The sequence below is a fragment of the Bradyrhizobium betae genome (genome assembly GCF_050632175.1).
In the GTDB taxonomy this organism is placed as follows: Bacteria; Pseudomonadota; Alphaproteobacteria; order Rhizobiales; family Xanthobacteraceae; genus Bradyrhizobium; species Bradyrhizobium betae_B.
Genome location: NZ_CP192576.1, coordinates 39,473 through 56,025, shown reverse-complemented (window position 1 = coordinate 56,025; position 16,553 = coordinate 39,473). Strand labels below are relative to the sequence as shown.

17 protein-coding genes and 1 pseudogene are annotated in these 16,553 nt (G+C 63.7%); 9 read left to right on the top strand and 9 right to left on the bottom strand.

The window, feature by feature from the left end:
• Positions 1–107: 107 nt before the first annotated feature.
• Together ACQ86E_RS00270 and ACQ86E_RS00265 are read right to left on the bottom strand one after the other, a co-directional pair.
• Complete coding sequence (locus tag ACQ86E_RS00270; RefSeq protein WP_431203731.1) at positions 108–1,073, bottom strand: helix-turn-helix domain-containing protein; 966 nt, start codon at positions 1,071–1,073, stop codon at positions 108–110.
• Between the two features lie 449 nt (positions 1,074–1,522).
• Positions 1,523–1,804: a hypothetical protein gene (locus ACQ86E_RS00265; RefSeq protein ID WP_431203730.1), complete on the bottom strand. Its 282-nt coding sequence runs from the start codon at positions 1,802–1,804 to the stop codon at positions 1,523–1,525.
• Between the two features lie 304 nt (positions 1,805–2,108).
• Here ACQ86E_RS00265 and ACQ86E_RS00260 point away from each other — a divergent pair, with 304 nt between their 5' ends.
• Entirely contained in the window at positions 2,109–2,570 is a 462-nt protein-coding gene (locus ACQ86E_RS00260) for a host attachment protein (RefSeq protein ID WP_431206636.1), read from the top strand.
• 29 nt (positions 2,571–2,599) lie between these two features.
• Here the strand turns inward: ACQ86E_RS00260 and ACQ86E_RS00255 are convergent, their stop codons facing one another.
• A complete protein-coding gene (locus tag ACQ86E_RS00255; RefSeq protein ID WP_431203729.1) occupies positions 2,600–2,860 on the bottom strand; it encodes a hypothetical protein in 261 nt (86 codons plus the stop codon).
• A 291-nt stretch (positions 2,861–3,151) separates the two neighbouring features.
• Between ACQ86E_RS00255 and ACQ86E_RS00250 the strand changes: the two genes are divergently transcribed.
• From ACQ86E_RS00250 to ACQ86E_RS00240, 3 genes are all read left to right on the top strand, one after another.
• Positions 3,152–3,598 carry a hypothetical protein gene (locus tag ACQ86E_RS00250; protein WP_431203728.1) on the top strand — a complete coding sequence of 149 codons (447 nt, stop codon included), beginning with the start codon at positions 3,152–3,154 and terminating at the stop codon, positions 3,596–3,598.
• A 104-nt stretch (positions 3,599–3,702) separates the two neighbouring features.
• The gene (locus ACQ86E_RS00245) at positions 3,703–4,575 is read left to right on the top strand and encodes a DMT family transporter (RefSeq protein WP_431203727.1); all 873 of its coding nucleotides are present in this window, start codon (positions 3,703–3,705) and stop codon (positions 4,573–4,575) included.
• A gap of 98 nt (positions 4,576–4,673) precedes the next feature.
• Positions 4,674–5,420: a hypothetical protein gene (locus ACQ86E_RS00240; protein ID WP_431203726.1), complete on the top strand. Its 747-nt coding sequence runs from the start codon at positions 4,674–4,676 to the stop codon at positions 5,418–5,420.
• A gap of 55 nt (positions 5,421–5,475) precedes the next feature.
• Here ACQ86E_RS00240 and ACQ86E_RS00235 read toward each other — a convergent pair whose 3' ends face one another.
• The 3 genes and pseudogenes from ACQ86E_RS00235 to ACQ86E_RS00225 form a co-directional block, all read right to left on the bottom strand.
• A complete protein-coding gene (locus tag ACQ86E_RS00235) occupies positions 5,476–5,751 on the bottom strand; it encodes a histone (protein WP_431203725.1) in 276 nt (91 codons plus the stop codon).
• Positions 5,752–5,817: 66 nt separating this feature from the next.
• Positions 5,818–7,255: pseudogene (locus tag ACQ86E_RS00230) on the bottom strand (cryptochrome/photolyase family protein).
• 134 nt (positions 7,256–7,389) lie between these two features.
• Positions 7,390–8,049, bottom strand: coding sequence for a peroxiredoxin (locus tag ACQ86E_RS00225; RefSeq protein WP_431203724.1), 660 nt, complete (start codon positions 8,047–8,049; stop codon positions 7,390–7,392).
• A 393-nt stretch (positions 8,050–8,442) separates the two neighbouring features.
• On the opposite strand from ACQ86E_RS00225, the gene ACQ86E_RS00220 reads away from it, so the two are divergent.
• Positions 8,443–9,015: a hypothetical protein gene (locus tag ACQ86E_RS00220; RefSeq protein ID WP_431203723.1), complete on the top strand. Its 573-nt coding sequence runs from the start codon at positions 8,443–8,445 to the stop codon at positions 9,013–9,015.
• Positions 9,016–9,072: 57 nt separating this feature from the next.
• Here the strand turns inward: ACQ86E_RS00220 and ACQ86E_RS00215 are convergent, their stop codons facing one another.
• Positions 9,073–10,929 carry an alkaline phosphatase family protein gene (locus tag ACQ86E_RS00215; protein ID WP_431203722.1) on the bottom strand — a complete coding sequence of 619 codons (1,857 nt, stop codon included), beginning with the start codon at positions 10,927–10,929 and terminating at the stop codon, positions 9,073–9,075.
• A 1,127-nt stretch (positions 10,930–12,056) separates the two neighbouring features.
• Between ACQ86E_RS00215 and ACQ86E_RS00210 the strand changes: the two genes are divergently transcribed.
• Positions 12,057–12,509, top strand: a complete 453-nt coding sequence (locus tag ACQ86E_RS00210; protein ID WP_431203721.1) for a hypothetical protein — start codon at positions 12,057–12,059, stop codon at positions 12,507–12,509.
• Between the two features lie 18 nt (positions 12,510–12,527).
• Here the strand turns inward: ACQ86E_RS00210 and ACQ86E_RS00205 are convergent, their stop codons facing one another.
• On the bottom strand, positions 12,528–13,370 hold the full coding sequence (locus ACQ86E_RS00205) for a GNAT family N-acetyltransferase (protein WP_431203720.1): 843 nt from the start codon (positions 13,368–13,370) through the stop codon (positions 12,528–12,530).
• Positions 13,371–13,484: 114 nt separating this feature from the next.
• On the opposite strand from ACQ86E_RS00205, the gene ACQ86E_RS00200 reads away from it, so the two are divergent.
• The 3 genes from ACQ86E_RS00200 to ACQ86E_RS00190 all read left to right on the top strand — a co-directional run bounded on the left by ACQ86E_RS00200 (position 13,485) and on the right by ACQ86E_RS00190 (position 15,248).
• Positions 13,485–14,189, top strand: a complete 705-nt coding sequence (locus ACQ86E_RS00200; RefSeq protein ID WP_431203719.1) for an SDR family oxidoreductase — start codon at positions 13,485–13,487, stop codon at positions 14,187–14,189.
• Between the two features lie 184 nt (positions 14,190–14,373).
• Entirely contained in the window at positions 14,374–14,757 is a 384-nt protein-coding gene (locus tag ACQ86E_RS00195; protein ID WP_431203718.1) for an ArsR/SmtB family transcription factor, read from the top strand.
• Complete coding sequence (locus ACQ86E_RS00190) at positions 14,757–15,248, top strand: SRPBCC family protein (protein ID WP_431203717.1); 492 nt, start codon at positions 14,757–14,759, stop codon at positions 15,246–15,248. The genes ACQ86E_RS00195 and ACQ86E_RS00190 overlap by 1 nt, the downstream gene beginning before the upstream one ends.
• A gap of 69 nt (positions 15,249–15,317) precedes the next feature.
• Here ACQ86E_RS00190 and ACQ86E_RS00185 read toward each other — a convergent pair whose 3' ends face one another.
• Positions 15,318–16,538: an ABC transporter substrate-binding protein gene (locus tag ACQ86E_RS00185; protein WP_431203716.1), complete on the bottom strand. Its 1,221-nt coding sequence runs from the start codon at positions 16,536–16,538 to the stop codon at positions 15,318–15,320.
• Positions 16,539–16,553: the final 15 nt, after the last annotated feature.

The window sequence follows — 16,553 nt, the reverse complement described above, 5'->3', positions numbered from 1 at the left end:
CCCCGCGTTTGGGATCTCGCGGGGTGCCTGGCAAAATAACGTGGCTCAAGGGAACTGGTTCCAGGGATCGAAACGCGAGTCCGAGGCCGGCATCTGGCGCCGGGCGGTCAGTGTGCCGAAAGACCGGTTTGCCGGCCGCGCGCCAGCGTTGCGGAAGGAGCTTCGTGGAAGGTCGCACGGTAGGCGGCGGCAAACTCGCCGAGGTGATGAAAGCCCTGGGCGCGTGCGCATGTGGCGACCGACGCACCACTGCTCCTGAGGAGCTGTGTGCGGGTCGCCCACAGCCGCTTCAGGCGGATGTACTGGTGCAGGCTCATGCCGCGCACCTTGGTCACCGCGCCGCTGAGAGTCCGCACCGAGACACCGAATGCACCGGCGAGATCGGCCGTATAGATCGGCGCGGTCGGATAGGCTGCGACATAATCGTCGATCTGCTGCACGAGCTTCGCGGATCGGGCGCCCGGAATCGGAGCAACGCCGTCCGCCAGCGGGTCAATGCGAAACAGATCATCGATGGCGAGCAACAGGCCCTCCTGGAGGTGTCCGGCGACCTCCGTCGTCTCGAACATGTGCGGCTCGACCGAGGCGGTGCGCAGAATGTCGAGCACGAGCTGCCTGGCGTGGAGTTGAGCGGCACGGTCAGCGACGCGGACCCACAATCTATCGGCACGATCGAACCAGCCGCGATCCCTGAGCAAGGGCGAGAAGATGATCAGCGCGTGATAATTGATCTGGGGCTCGACGAAATGGCAGTCATGGTTGCCGCGCAGGGCCACGAAGAAGCGTGCGTCGAGATCAAGCCCGCTCGACTTTGCGCGCAGATCGTCGGTCATCGGCAGTATCACCATGCCGCCCGGTGCGCGATAGGCGGTATCGAGGATGCGGGCAAACGACTTCGCGACGATGATCCGGCACGCCGGCAGGTTCACGACCGCGCGCGCCGCCGCGAAATTGGTGACGTCTAACGGAATGCTCCGGGCATCTTCGAGCGATTCGGCCGGTCGAAACGCGTCGACATCGGCAAAGCGGACCAACTGAAGGGCGGTAGAGGGGGCAAGCGCGTCAAAGAACATGCGTCCGGCCGGGTGTTGAAATGTGACAATCAAATGAACTTCGGTACATCGCCATCTTTGGCGAAACACGACGATTCAGTAAACCGGATTCCGGGCCGTAGTATTGCGGACATCATGCCACGAGGCCGGGCTGATCGATGTCAGCGTCAACGGTCTCGGTTCATCGGCTGGCCGGTGGCGAGGTCGATAAAGTGGAGCCTCGTGCATGCGGGACAGGTGATGGACTCGAAGCTGCGACCTTCAGGTCTGTGCTGCTTTTCCAAATGCGTTTGCACGTTCATGCCCGTCTGGGGGCACCGGAAAACAATAAAATCCACCATCGAGACAGCATGACGGGATGGCGCGCGTCGTCTTTGATCTAGATCAGTTTTGGAACCAGTCTAGATTGGATCATGTCGCCGTTCACGATCGCGCAAAAGCGAAGGGCCCCCGGAGGGCCCCTCGTGAGGTCACCAGCGGCGGTAGCCGTAATAGCGGGGCCCGTAAGGGCGGGGACCATAATAGCGCGGGCCATAATATCGGGGGCCGTAGTACGGCCGCGGACCGTAATATCCATAAACGTTCGGACGCCAGAAACAGCGCCCCCAGGCATCGCAGACCATGCGGACCTGCTCGACGCCGGAGGCCTGCGGTGTCGCAGGCGCGGGTGCGATGGGCATGGCGGACGCCGCCGGCGATGCCGCGATGGCACCGAACAGGGATGCGGCGACGAGGCCAATCTTAATCTTCATGATGTCTTCCTCCGCTTACGCAGTACAGGATATCGAAGTTGTTCTGATCAAATTGTGGCCGGAACCGAAATGTAATGCTGATGAACAAATCTTCAGCCAATCCGCCGCAGGCCTGACCTTCGGCCTCGAGAGACTATCCCAGGTTCGGGCGCGTGACCAATGCTGCGCGCGCCCTCTGCAGGACGTCGCCGGCATCCTTGATCCTGCGCAATTCACCGACGCGGCTTCGTCCCTAGTCTTGTCGCCGTGGCCTGGCTTTCGAGGACATCGATGGGCGGGCTCACGGATTGCTTGGAGCTGTGCAATGGACAAGATGAGATTAGACAAAGGTGACTGGCTGGTCGTGTGCGATGGGCGCAAGGCGCTCATTCTGGAAAACCTCGGCGACGGGATGTTTCCGAACCTCCACACCAAAGAGGTGCACGAGCAGCCCAATCCGTCGACCAGCGCGCAAGGGACCGATGCGCCGGGCCGGCTGCATGCCGCGGCCGGCGGCGCGCGCAGTTCGGTCGAGCAGACAGATTGGCATGACGAGGCGGAGCGCGCCTTTCTGCGCAGCCTGGCCGGCCGGCTCGATACCGCCGTCAGTGCGGGCGAGACCAGGGCCCTGACCATGGTAGCCTCACCGCGCGCGCTCGGCATGATCCGCGCCGACTATTCGGACGCGGTGCGCAAGGCGCTTCAGGGCGAAGTCGGCAAGGACCTCGTCAAGCTGCCGGTTTATGAAATCGAGAAGCAGTTGCTGCTGACGGGCGCCGCCAGATAGGGACGCCCGTCAGGACGCGCTGGCGTCCCTCAGTAGCAGGGATGCCGGCGGCGGTCCTGGCCGACATAGGCGGCGGCGCTGCGGTAGCAGTGATTGGTCGAGGGGCCGTCGTAGAAGGCGAAGGTGCCGGGCGTGATGCCGGGGCCGTAATTATGCACATAGCTGATCGGGTAGGGCAGCGGGCTTGCGTAACGATGGTACCGGTGATGTCCCCGTGCCTCCGCGAGACCAGGGGCTAGGATTGCGGCCGACAAGGCAGCAACCGCGGCTACAAGCTTGAATTTGCTCATCTCGATTCTCCGGAACCCGCTCGAATAGGTAAGCCGTTTATAGCCAGTTCGAGCCGCCGGGACACCCGTCCAGGGGCCGTAAATCGGGGCCAATCCCGCAGATTCCCGGGTGGGTGTGACAGAATTGCCGGAATGGCCGTCCGTGGCTGCCCATTTTTGGCCTTTTCGGGATGCTTAACGAATTCCCCACACAAGTATGACCAAACAAATTCGGTTGAGAATCCTGTTGCCGGCCCTTTGGGGGTCCTTCGAGGCCGGTCCATTCCTGAAGGCTTTCGTCGTCACGCCGCCATGCGCATCAAGCTTCTGAGCCTGCTGTTGCTCTGCATCGCCGCCACCACGCCGGCGCGCGCCGAGCTGCACATCACCCGTGACCACGGCGGCTACGTCGAGGAGTACAAGGCCAAGTACAAGCGCGTCCGCGAGAAAGGCGAGCGCGTCATCATCGACGGCATCTGCAACTCGGCCTGCACCCTGGTGCTCGGCATCGTGCCGATGAACAAGATCTGCGTGACGCCGCGCGCGAGCCTCGGCTTCCACCAGGCCTATTACGACAAGGCCTTCACCTTCGGCATCAAGGTCACCAGCGCGGAGGGGACCTCCGATTTGATGTCCTATTATCCTGACAAGGTGAAGGACTGGATCCGCCGCAATGGCGGGCTCACCACCGACATGAAGAAGATCAAAAACGGTGTCGATCTCTGGAGGATCGTCGATCCCTGTCCGGAAGAATGGTGAGCGGTTGAACTGATCCGGCGCTTCCGCGCTCTGTCGCGGCGCAGCATCTCTCACGTGGAAATTCGCATTGCCGCATAGGCCCCGGTGGGGCAATGAGGGCGGCAATGAACCATAATCAAGAAGCATTGACCGCCCGCGCCGCGCCGATCCTGTTCGTCGTGCTCTGGAGCACCGGATTCATCGGCACCAAATACGTCATCAACAACGCCGATCCCTTGACCTACCTCGCCATCCGCATGGCGGTGGTGGTCGGCCTGATGACGATCATCGCGGCGATCGCACGTCCGAAATGGCCCGATCGTATCGGCATTGCGCACAGCGCCGTGGCCGGCATCCTCGTCCACGGCTTCTATCTCGGCGGGACCGCGATCGCGATCGCGCATTCGATTCCGGCCGGGTTGTCGGCGCTGATCCCGGGCCTGCAGCCGATCCTGACCTCGACCATCGCCAACCGCTGGCTCGGCGAGAAGGTGACGCCGGTGCAATGGGCCGGCCTCGTGCTCGGTCTCGGCGGCGTCGTGCTGATCCTGCACGGCCGGCCCATGACCGGCGAAGCCGGGCTCGGCTGGCTCGCCTCGGTGGTCTCGCTGATCTCCATCACGCTCGGCACACTCTATCAGCGCCGCTACTGCAACCACATCGACTGGCGCGCCGGCAATCTGGTGCAATACGTCTCCGTCACGATCTTCTTCACGATCGGTGCTTTCCTGTTCGAGGATCGCGTCGTGCACTGGACGCAGGAGTTCGTGCTCGCGCTGGGCTGGCTCGCCGTGGCGCTTTCGATCGGATCGATCGGGCTGCTGTACTGGCTGATCCGTCACGCCGCGGCGACCTCGGTCGCGAGCCTGTTCTATCTGGTGCCGGCGGTCACGGCGCTGATGGCGTATCTGCTGTTCGGCGAGAAGCTCGATGCGCTGGCGATTTTCGGCATGGCGATGTGCGCGGCTGCGGTGTTCTTGGTCAACCGGCGGTTCTAGACCGGTAGACCAAATCTCCGGAATACATCCCTGACGTGCGCCGCAAGTTCGTGTTAGGCTGGACGCATTTCAGTTTCCCTTTCGCAACGGTGATTTCCATGAAGAAGGCGCGGCGCGCACTGCTCGGCAGGTCCCTGAAGCCGGTCCGGATTGCCTGCATCAACTACGCGGAGGAGATGATGAGCGACCGGATGATGGCGAGGCTCACCGCCGCGCTCCAGAAATGCTACGACGAGCATTTCCTGCCGGTCTGGGGCTACCCCGTCGATCTCGATGTCACGAGGAAGCCGAAACCGACGGACTGGCAACTCGTCTATTTCGACGACGCCACCCACAAGAACTTCCTCGGGCGGCATGAGCTGACGCATCGCGGTCAACCGATCTCGAAAATTTTCCTCAAGGCGCTCGGCGAGGACGATTCTGTCAGCCTGGCTGCGTCGCATGAGCTGTTCGAGATGGTGCTCGATCCCATGGCCAATCTCTGGGCCGACAAGAACAGGAACACGCAATACGCCTACGAGGTCTGCGACGCCGTGGAGGAGGACTCCTTCCTCGTCAACGGTTTTGAGATGTCCAACTTCGTCTATCCGTCCTGGTTCGAACCGTTCAAGCATCCCCGCGGCACCAGGTTCGACCACAAGGGAACCCTGAAGGAGCCGTTCTCGATGACCGAGGGCGGTTACGTCATCAAGAAGATCAACGGCAGGAAGGTGATCAAGCAGTTCGGCTCGCCCGAGAAGCGGCGGCGCTTCGCCAAGGAGGACCGGCGCGGCCATCGTAGCGAATTCCGCGATCCGCAAGGCGAGCATCACGAGGGCCGGCGCGCGGCCAGGAAGCGCGGGTAGGGCGGGTGCTGTCTCCGGTCGCCGCCCGCAACCGGAGACACTCGAGCCGCTGCGATCAGCGCTTCGCCTTCTTGGCCTTTTTCTTCTTGGCGGCTTTCTTGGAAGCTTTCTTCACGGATTTCTTGGCTGCCTTCTTCGACGACTTCTTGGCGGCCTTCTTCGAAGCTTTCTTCGCCTTCTTGGAAGCCTTCTTGGGCGCTACTTTCTTCGCGACCTTCTTGGCGGCTTTCTTCACCTTTTTGACGGCCGTGACAGCGGCGTCCTTGGTCGCTTCCACAGCAGTGGTGATGGTGTCCATCGCCTGTTCGGTGATCGTCTTCTCGTCGTCCATATCGTCCCCCACGGTTTGTATGGAGCCGTGACGATAGCGGGTTTCAAAATTGTGTCAAAGCAACGCTCAACCTTTGCGGATCTTCGCATAGGCGGCGAGCGCGCGTTCGCGCCCCTGGCATGATCGACGATCGGTTGCGGATAGGTCTTGCCAAGCGTCACGCCCGCGCTTGCAAGCTCGATCGGCGTCGCCTGCCAGGGTTGATGGATCAGCTTGGCCGGCAGGTCCTTCAGCTCCGGCACCCAGCGCCTGACATAGGTTCCGTCAGGATCGAACTTCTCGCCCTGGAGAATCGGATTGAACACGCGGAAGTAGGGCGCGGCGTCAGCGCCGCAGCCGGCGACCCATTGCCAGTTGGCGGGATTGCTGCCGACATCCGCATCGACCAGCGTGTCCCAGAACCAGCTCTCGCCTTCGCGCCAGTCGATCAGGAGATGTTTGACCAGGAAGGACGCCACCACCATCCGGACGCGGTTGTGCATCACGCCGGTGTGCCAGAGCTCGCGCAGACCCGCATCGACGATGGGGTAGCCGGTGCACCCGCGCTGCCAGGCGGCGAGCGCTGTCTCGTCGGACTTCCAGGGAAGCCGTCGAAATTCGCCTGCAGGTTTTCGGTGGCGAGGTCGGGGTGATCGTGGAGCAGGTGACGGCAGAACTCGCGCCAGCCGAGCTCGCTCAGGAACTTGTCGACGCCGGTGCCGATCGCGGGGGTCTCGGCCGCAGCGAACCGCGCGGCGTGCCAGACCTGGCGCGGGCTGAGCTCGCCGAACCTCAAATGCGGGGAGAGTCTCGAGGTGCCTTCCCTGTCCGGGCGGTCGCGATCGCCGGCATAGCTGTGCGCGGTGTGCTTGAGGAAGTCGCGCAGGCGCGTCCGCGCGGATGCCTCGCCGGGCGTCCAGCTCTCGCGCAGGCCGCCGGCCCAATCGGGCTGGCTCGGCTCGAGCTCCCAGCTCTCCAGCGCATCGCCGGTGATCTTCGGACCCGCATAGAGCGCCTTCGGTGCGGGCAGGGGCTTGGGTGGATCGCCGAGCGCCAGCACGCGGCGCCAGAACGGGGTGAATACGCGCAGGCCCCGGCCTTCCTTGGTGCGGATCGCCGAGGGCGGGGCGAGGAGGTCGCCTGGGAGGATGTGCGAGTCGACGCCGAGCTTTGCCAGCGCCGCTTCGAGCGCCTTCTCGACCGCCTGATGCGGCACCTGCGCGATCCCGTTCCAGTAGACCGCAGCGGCTCCGCTCTCGCGCGCGACCTCGGGGATCACCCTGGCCGCCAGTCCCTTGCGCAGGATCAGGGACGAGCCGCGCGTTGCGATGTCGGCGCCGAGCGCCCGCAGCGATTGCGCCAGCCACCAGCGCGCCGCGCCGCCCGGCGCACGCCCGGCCGCGTCATCGAGCACATAGAGGCAGACGACCGGCGCTCCCGATTTCGCGGCGGCATGGAGGGCAGGATGGTCGGACAGGCGGAGATCATCGCGGAACCAGACGATGACCGGCGGCGGGCTTGGCATGATCGAGGATGTGTCGCCTTGAGGGGTTCTCAATATACGGGACACGGGGGCAGAGTTTCATCTGCAGATCAATCATCCCGGGGATATGCGCCCCGGGGTGATGCTTGGCTGCTGCCCGGCGCAACGGCCAGAGCTTATTTCGGCTGCGGCACGATGCGGATGTAGGGCTTCGGCTCTTTCCAGCCCTGCGGATAGATCGTCTTGGCCTCGTCGTTGGAGACCGAGCCTGCGATGATCACGTCCTCACCCTGCGACCAGTCGGCCGGCGTCGCGACGCGGTGCTTGGACGTGAGCTGGAGCGAGTCGATGACGCGCAGGATTTCCTGGAAGTTCCGCCCCGTGGTCATCGGATAGACCAGCACCAGCTTGATCTTCTTGTCGGGACCGATGACGAAGACGTTGCGGACGGTCTGGTTGTCGGCGGCGGTGCGGACGAGGGGATCGCCCGAGATCGCGGCCGGCAGCATGCCGTAGAGCTTGGAGACGTTGTAGTCGGTGTCGGCAATCATCGGGAAGTTCGGCGCAGCGCCCTGGGTCTCCTTGATGTCCTCCGACCATTTGGCGTGGCGATCGACCGGATCGACCGAGAGACCCATCAGCTTGACGCCGCGCTTGTCGAATTCCGGCTTCAACTTGGCGAGAGCGCCGAGCTCCGTCGTACACACCGGCGTGAAGTCCTTCGGGTGCGAGAACAGCAGCGCCCAGCTGTTGCCGATCCAGTCGTGAAACTTGATCTTGCCTTCGGTGGTCTCGGCTTCGAAGTCAGGAGCGGTGGCGCCGATCGGAAGTGTCATGATTTTACCTCATCGCATTGAATTTGCTTGTGAATTCATTCGCGGTCGTCGCCGTCAGTATAGGCGTTGTCCGACGCCATGTGAACGTCAAGTGAACCGCCTCAAGTAAAATGTGAATTCCTTCTTTGAAGGGCCGATCTCCTAGCACCTTTCTGTTACAGCCGCGCCTGCGACGAAACATCTTCACCGTGGACGCACGGTCTCGCTTGCCGCGATAAAGCCTTTTATGACTTGCATCACGCTGGCCCGACGTTTCACGGAACCAAAACGATCGTCATAGCGACCAATTGGCAACCATCGAGAAAAGTCGCGATCCCCGTATCCAATCATTAACCACCCCTTTACGCCCGCATGAAAATGCTGGTCGGTCAGAAGAAATCTGGAAGTGAACTAATGTCCGCCGCTGCGCATATGTCTGTTGAGTCGCCGTCCCTCGAACCGTCCTGCCGCGATACCGCGGCTCATGCACTCACCATCGTGCGCGACGGCGTGATCACGGGCGAAGGCCCGACCACCAAGGGCCGGGTCCACTTTTCCCGCTCGCTCGATGCCGATGACACCGCCTGGTGCACCCGCATCCTCACCGCTACGGCCGTCAACGGCCAGCCGGTCAGCCGCGCCGAAGCCGAAGCGCTGTTCGAGATCAACGAGGCCGCGACCGAGCGCACCGACGGTGGCCGGTTCGACGATTTGCTTGCCAAGGCCGTGGCCCATTATGCCGCCAGCGCCTCGGGCCTGAAGGTGCCGCCGCGCAGCGTCGCGCTGTCGGCCGAGTCCGACATCGAGAGCTGGGCGCCGTCCTATGGCTCCAAGGTCAACAGCGAGATGCTGGAGTGGATTGCCGGCCAGATGCGCGGCAAGCGCCAGAACAACCGTCGCCTGATGGCGATGGTGGCCATGTTCCTCGGCGCCACCGCGCTGCCTCTGGCGGGCCAGTTGCCGAACGTGTTCGACATCGGCATGTAAGATTTCAATACTGAAGAATCTCGCGCCCCTTGCAGGGCGCGAGCGCAAGCGGCGGGGTTATTTCCCCGCCGTTTTTTGTTTGCCGCCATCCGGCTCGAGGCCGAGCGTGCGGCCCGGGAAGCCGGCGGCGTCGAAATAACGCTGGCTGCCGACGCGCTGCACGTTGAGCACGGTCTCCAGACCGTTCTCGGACTTCTTCTTCGACCTCTCGACGCTCTTGTACGCCTTCGGCACGATGCCGTTGGGCAGCGCCTCGGACATCACGCGGCCGACGAGGCCGCCGTTCTGCGAGCCGCGCAGGCCGAGGAGCTGGGCGGCGGTCATGCCGACGTCGGCATTGCTGACCGGAATCTCGCTGACATAACCGGCCTTGAAGTCCGGACCGATGGCGGCCATGAAGTTCATGGTGTCGCCGCGGCTGAAGCTGCCATGCATGCCCTGGCCCTGGCGCAGCACGGTGTCGGCGACCTGTACCGAGCAGTTGGTCGGCGCCTCGCCGCATTCGCTGGCATAGGAGCGGAAGTTGACCACGATCGATGGCGTCGGCGTCGCCGACTTGCCGCGCAGGTTGATGCTCGACAGCGGCAGCGTGCCCGGGAATCGGCCGAGCGAATCCTCGACGAACAGGCCTGAGACGTAGTCTTGATCGAGCAGCGCCTTGATCGTTTTCGCTGCCAGCTTCTTGTCCTTGTTCGGCAGGTAAACCAGGTCCGAGCCGCCATTGGTGGCGACGACGAGATCGGGCTTCTCCGGATCCTTGCCGAGCACGCCATTGCCGGCCCTCGGATGCTTGTTGCCTTCGACCTTGGCATTCTTGTCATTGGGATCGAACAGCGGCAGGTCGAGCGCCTTGGCAAGGTCGATCGCCAGAAAGCCCATCGGCAGGAAGTCCTTCGGCGTGTCGTCGTAGCTGACCTTGGCCGAGGGGCTGGTCTTGCTTTCCTTGGAGATGGTCGAGAAGCCGTGGTCGGCCTGCACCATGATGTTGGTGGTGGCAGTGAGGCCGAGCTCGTCAAGCGCCTTGCGGAGCTGCGCGAGGTTGTTGTCGGCGTTCCTGATCCCGGCCATCGAGGTCGGCCCGTTGATGCCGGGCAGGATCTGGTTGAGGCTGTCGCCGGTGTTGTGCTGGCTGCCGTCGGGGTCGCGCGACCAGAACACCAGCACGAACGGCTTGTTGCGCGCCTTGAACATCGGCAGCACCACCTTGGCGGCGACGTCGGCGAAATAGGCCTGCTGCGCCACGTTGGCGACGACGGTGCCGGGCGTCTTGGCATCGCCCGCCTTGCTGTTGTCGCCGCGCGGCGGCGTGGCGAGGGGAAGGCCGGCCTTGGTCAGTGCCGCCTTGACCTCGTCCGACAGCGCCACGCCGTTCTTGCCGCCCGTCGCATCGTCGAACACGACCGAATGCAGGCCGGGCTTTTCGGGCTTGTCGGTATGGTCGAACTGGTAGGTCGGGCCATGCTTGCCCAGCGCAGCGGTGCTGTAGCCCTTGTCGCGGGCCAATTTCAGAATGGTCTCTTCGTTGAGATAGTCGCCCTTGAAATGCTCGTCGATGTCGCCGAGCACGGCGTCGTTCTCGATGAAGGGCACCACGGTGTTGCCGGCCGGGACCGAAGTATAGTTGGTCCAGATCGTGTTGGAGAACACGCCGGTGTCGCCGAGATAATGGCCGGTCGACATCGCCGAGCCATTGGCCATGGTGAAGGTGGGGAAGAGCGAGTGCGGGTTCTTGAAGTTGACACCCTTGTCGCGAACCTCCGCCATTGCGGGTGCCGTTTCGGGTGTGACCTTCAGCGCGCGCAGTCCGTCGGGAATGAACAGGATCAGGTTGCGGGGCGTGTTGTTCTGGGCGGAGGCAAATCCGGCGGACAGCACGGTCAATCCGGCGGACAGCAACACCAGTGAACGGCGCATCAAGTCTCTCCTGCGGTGAGGCGAATGGCCGCGGTCGCGGCCCCCGGCATCGTTTAGTTTCGCTGTGTGACGGTTTTGTTACAAGGGCGTGCGCCATGCAAGAGGGCTGGGGAGAGCGCTCGTTCTCACGGACTCGTCATTTTCTTTCCGTGTCCCAGACGCGCTGCAACGCTTTTTTGCGTTGCCGCGTAGCGTCCGGGGCACGTGACCCAGGTTTTCGCGCGCAACTGTATCATCCTCGTCATTGCGAGCGCAGCGAAGCAATCCAGAATCTTTCCGCAAATGCATTTCTGGATTGCTTCGCTGCGCTCGCAATGACGGAGTACATGGTGACGGCGTCGCTCCACTCAATCGCGTCTTCATTGTGGACACACCTTCGCATCCTCGCGGCGTGTTTCGCCCGAGCTTTGGATCTCGCTTCACCCTCGATTGAAAGAGGGTGCAGGGAAGGCCGGGTGCCGGCCGGGCACCCACGGTCCACTGTGCGAAGGTTTGCGCTACAAGAGGCTGCACAGCGGCATACAGGTGTAGCCAGACATCCGGCCTTCCCTGCGCAGTGGTTTGACGGCTTATGTCGTACTCTCCTCGGGGAGCGATGCACTCTTGCCCCCGTCGCCTTGCGGATGGCTGATGCGCGTGCCCGGTTGGGCATCACGTATCACCGCAACGCTTGACGCCAGCCTGCGGGCGCCAGGACCACACGATTTTGCCGTACGCAGATCACACCGATCGTGTGCGCGGCGGCTTCGCTCACGGTTGCCCGCCCTGCAAAACCCTCCGCGTCGACGTGACCCACGTCCACCGCCATCCGGCCCGCGTTCGTGACGATCGCGATACGCCCCTTGTCGTTGGGCCGGAGTGCGCGCTACATACGCCGTTTCCGAATTTCGGTAAAGGGGAATATTTTTGCCGATCCATCTCGACCCATGGATGGCGTGTTTTGCCCGTCGGGCAACTCAACATCTCGTAGGCCGGATGGAGCGGGGGCGAGGGGGCGCGTCTTGCCGCACCGGGTTCCCTGTTAATCCCGTGCCTTAACCAATAATTAATTATAGGTTTGCGGGGGCTGAGGGCCCGGCCTAGCGTGCGGTGGGGAGCCTGCGAAGCCAAACGAGTTGGTGCGTATCATGATGTCCAGATCAATTGGGGCGCTCGCCGCCTCGTTCAGCGCAGCGGCGCTTCTCCTTGCTCCCAGCGACAGTTTTGCCCGGCCCGGCGGCGGCGCACCGCATGGTGTTGCAACAGCCGCTGCGCCGTCCGGTCCGGTGGCACGTCCGCCGATTTCGCCGGGCGCCCGTTTCCGCGGCCGCAACAATCCCTGGGTCTACTGGCCGGGCGGTGGCGGGTTCTTCTACGACAATGCCGGCTACAACCAGCCCTTCGTCGATGCCGGGCAGCCGGCCTCGACCGATATCCGCTACACCTACACCTATGACGTTCCCTGGGATTGGACCCATCGCTTCCCGCCGAACGTGGTGCCGTCCGACCGGCCCTATGTGCCGAGTTGCCCGACGGAGCAGGTGACCGTGCCCGGCCGCGGCGGCGGTGAGCACACCGTCAACATCATGCGCTGTTACTGAGCGGCGCGCTCCGCTCAGCTAGCCGAGCTCGAAGCTGGTCACGCCGAAGACGCGGTCGATCCGCAGCGGCGCGATCGGCCCCGTGTACATCCGCGCCGTCTCGAACACCGGCTTGAGGCCGAGCGCCTCCGCAAGCGCGATGGCTCCGTGGTTGACGGCGGGAACGTCGAGGAAAACTTCGCCGCCGCCTGTGCTCGTGAGCAAGGCCTGCACGACCGCCTCTGCCGACGCGCGGTCATCGGCGACGAGCGGGCCGATCTTGTGGCCGCTCCGGCACGGCCGGATCACGCCCCACGCGGCAGGCCTGCCATCGCGCATCAGCGCGCGGCCGACATGACCCGATGTCGTGATCCAGGCCCGCAGGAACGCACTGCGCGGAGCCGGGAAAACCGTGCAATCATCGGCTTCCACGAGCGCGAACGGGATCGTGTCGAGCGCGACGAGATCGGCGGGCGGCTTCGCAGAGGCGGTGAGGGTGCCGCCATAGCGGATGTTGGCGTAGGCGAACTGAAAGCCCGACCTTCTGTAATTGTCCTGCTGTGCCACGACGCCGTCGAGCCCGATCACCCGGGCACCCGCATGCGCGATCGCGGCGTTCCAGATGCGCAGGCCGTGGCCCGCACCGCGCAAGCCTGAGCGCACGATGTAGAAGCCGAGGAAGGCGAAGCGATCATCGTAATTGACGCAGGAGACGGTGGCGACCGGCTCGCCGTCGATCTCGCCGACGAAGAAGCCCGTCGCATCGGGAATGGCGAAACAGGCGGCGTCGGAATGGCCGGGATTCCAGCCCTCGGCCGCGGCCCAGTCGACCGCGAGGGCGATCTCCTCGGGACGCAAATTGCGGATCTGCAAATCGCTCATTGGGCATGCCTTCGGCGGTGGACCTGCCGGCAGGTCCGGCGGTAGAAGGCCTGATGATAGGCCGGGCCATAACAGACTGAAACCGGGCTCGCCTCAACACTGGGATGATCAGGCATGGCAGCAGAGAAGGTCGCACTCGTCACCGCCGGCGGCAGCGGCATGGGGGCGGGGGCTGCGCGGAGGCTCGCGGCCGACGGCTTTCGCGTCGCGATCCTGTCGTCCTCCGGCAAAGGTGAGGCACTGGCGGCAGAACTCGGCGGGCTCGGCATCACCGGCTCCAACACGTCGAACGACGATCTGAAACGTCTCGTCGACGGCGCGATGGCGAAGTGGGGACGCATCGACGTCCTCGTCAACAGCGCCGGCCACGGTCCACGCGCCGCAATCACCGAGATCACCGACGAGCAGTGGCACACCGGCCTCGACACCTATCTGCTCAATGTGATCCGTCCGACCCGGCTGGTGACGCCGGTGATGCTGGCGCAGAAGGCCGGCGTCATCATCAACATCTCGACCGCCTGGGCGTTCGAGCCAAGCGCGATGTTTCCGACCTCCGCGGTGTTCCGGGCCGGCCTTGCCGCCTTCACGAAGATCTTCACCGACACCCATGCCGCCGACAACATCCGCATGAACAACGTGCTGCCGGGCTGGATCGACAGCCTGCCGCAAACCGATGCGCGCCGCGACAGCGTGCCGATGAAGCGCTACGGCAAGGTCGAGGAGATCGCGGCGACGATCGCGTTCCTGGCGTCAGACGGCGCCGCCTACATCACCGGCCAGAACATCCGCGTCGACGGCGGATTGACGCGCTCGGTGTGAGCCGGCGCGCAGATTCGTCTTGCCGTAGCCCGGATGGAGCGTCGCGCAATCCGGGGCGGTCGTCGTTTGTGGCGAGAATCCCGGATTGCGCTGCGCTCCATCCGGGCTACGCGCCAACAATTCAACTTAGCCCATCGGCTAACAATCGTTGACGCCTGAGAATAGCGCCTTTATAGTTAGCTTCATGGCTAACCAATTATCCCGGCTCGATCAGGTTTTCGCGGCCCTTGCCGATCCCACGCGGCGGGCGATCGTGATGCGGCTCTGCGCCGGCGAGGCGTCGGTCGGCGAGCTCGCCGATCCCTTCGACATGGCGCTGCCGAGCCTGATGAAACACATCCATGTGCTGGAAACGAGCGGGCTCGTGCAGTCGGAGAAGTCCGGCCGCGTGCGCACCTGCCGCCTCAGTCCCGACGCGCTCCTTGGTGCGGAAGACTGGTTCCAGCAGCAGCGCGCGATCTGGGAGGCGCGGCTCGACCGGTTCGAGGCCTACGTGATGAAGCTCAAGAAGGAGAGGGAGCCGGCTGCAAAGCCGTCCCGAACACGCAAACGGAAAGGTGCCAAGTGATGACGAGCTCTGCCAATCCCGCCCTGTCGCAATGGTCGCTCGACCGCGAGATCGTGATGTCGCGCGTGATCGACGCGCCGCGCGATCTGGTGTTCGAGGCGTGGTCCGACCCGAAGCATCTGCCGCAATGGTTCGGCCCGAAGGGCTTCGAGGTCGAGACCTTCGAGATCGACGTCCGCGTCGGCGGGGTCTGGCGCTTCAACATGATCGGCCCCGACGGCACGGTCTATCCGAACCGGATGCGCTTTCGCCGCATCGAGCGGCCGTCCTTGATGGAGATGGACCACGGTGTCGACCAGGACGAGGATCCCGGCATGTTCCGCTTCACCGTCACGTTCGCCGAGCAGAGCAACGGCAAGACCGTGCTGATGATGCGGCAACTGGCCTCGAGCGCCGCGCAGCGCGACGGCATGATCGGCTTCGGTGCCGTCGAATACGGCTACCAGACGCTGGACAAGCTGGCGGCCTATGTGGGCGGGATGAAGACGTAACCCGCCGTCTCAATCGTCAAGCCAGGCCATGACGGATGAGACGGCAGGAGCGCGCTTCACGCGCAGCCTTCACTCCTTCGCCTCATCCGCGACGATGCCGCCGAGCTTCTGCCAGCGCTGGCCGTCGAACTGCACCATCTGGAACTGCTTATTGACGCGGTAGTCGGTCGGCGTCGTCGTCACCGAGATGCCGGGGAGCGTCAGGTCGAGCTGGATGTTCCTGAGATTGGCGGCCTGACGCATCACGTTCTCGCGGGTAAGATCGTCGCCGCATTGCTTCAGCACCTGCACCAGAAGCTGTGCGGTGATGTAGCCGTAGACGTTCAGGTTCGAATCCTTGTCGCCGTCCGGATAGTATTTCGACATGAAGGCGAGATAGCGCTTCATGCCGGGATCGTCCTTCCATTCGGGATCGGCGGAATCCTTGACATAGCCGACACTCACCACCCCCTTGGCGTTGTCGAGCCCGGCGGGCTTCAGCACGGCGCTGACCGAGGAGGCGTTGATGTCGATGATGTGCAGCGGCTTCCAGCCGATCTCGGCGACCTTCTTGATCGCCTGCGCCGCCTGTTTCGGCGTGGTGGCGCTGAACAGCACGTCCGCACCGGCGTCCTTCAGGCGCAGGATCTGGGAATCGATCGTCGGCTCGGTGATCTCGTAGGAGGTCTCGGCCACGACCATCTTCGCCTTGTCGCCGAGCCCCGCCTTGAGGCCGGCGAGGTAGTCCTTGCCGAGATCGTCGTTCTGGTAGAGCACGCCGATTTTCGCGTTGGGATGGTTCTTCAGGAGGTATTGCGCATAGATCCGCCCTTCGACGAGGTAGGACGGGTTGAATCCCATGGTCCAGGGAAAGTTCTTCGGATCGGTGAAGCGCGCGGCGCCCGTCGCCGCGAACAGTTGCGGGACCTTCTTGGCGTTGAGATATTTCTGCACGGCGACGTTCGGCGCCGTGCCGATGATCTGGAAGGTCAGCAGCACCTCGTCGCTCTCGACCAGCCTGCGGGTCTGCTCAACGGTCTTCGGCGGCGAATAGGCGTCGTCATACTGGATCAGCTCGACCTTGCGGCCGTTCACGCCGCCCTCGTCGTTGATCATCTTCATGTAGGCGGCCTGGGTCTTGCCGATCACGGCATAGGCCGATGCCGGACCGCTGAGCGGCACGGTCTGGCCGACCTTGATCTGGGTGTCGGAGGCGCCCGGATCGTATTTCTTCTGGGCTTGAGCGGCGGCGATCGACAGCGCGAGAACCAGCGCGGAGGCGGCGGTGCGTTTGATGAATGCGTTTTTCATGTCCATTCCCCGTTC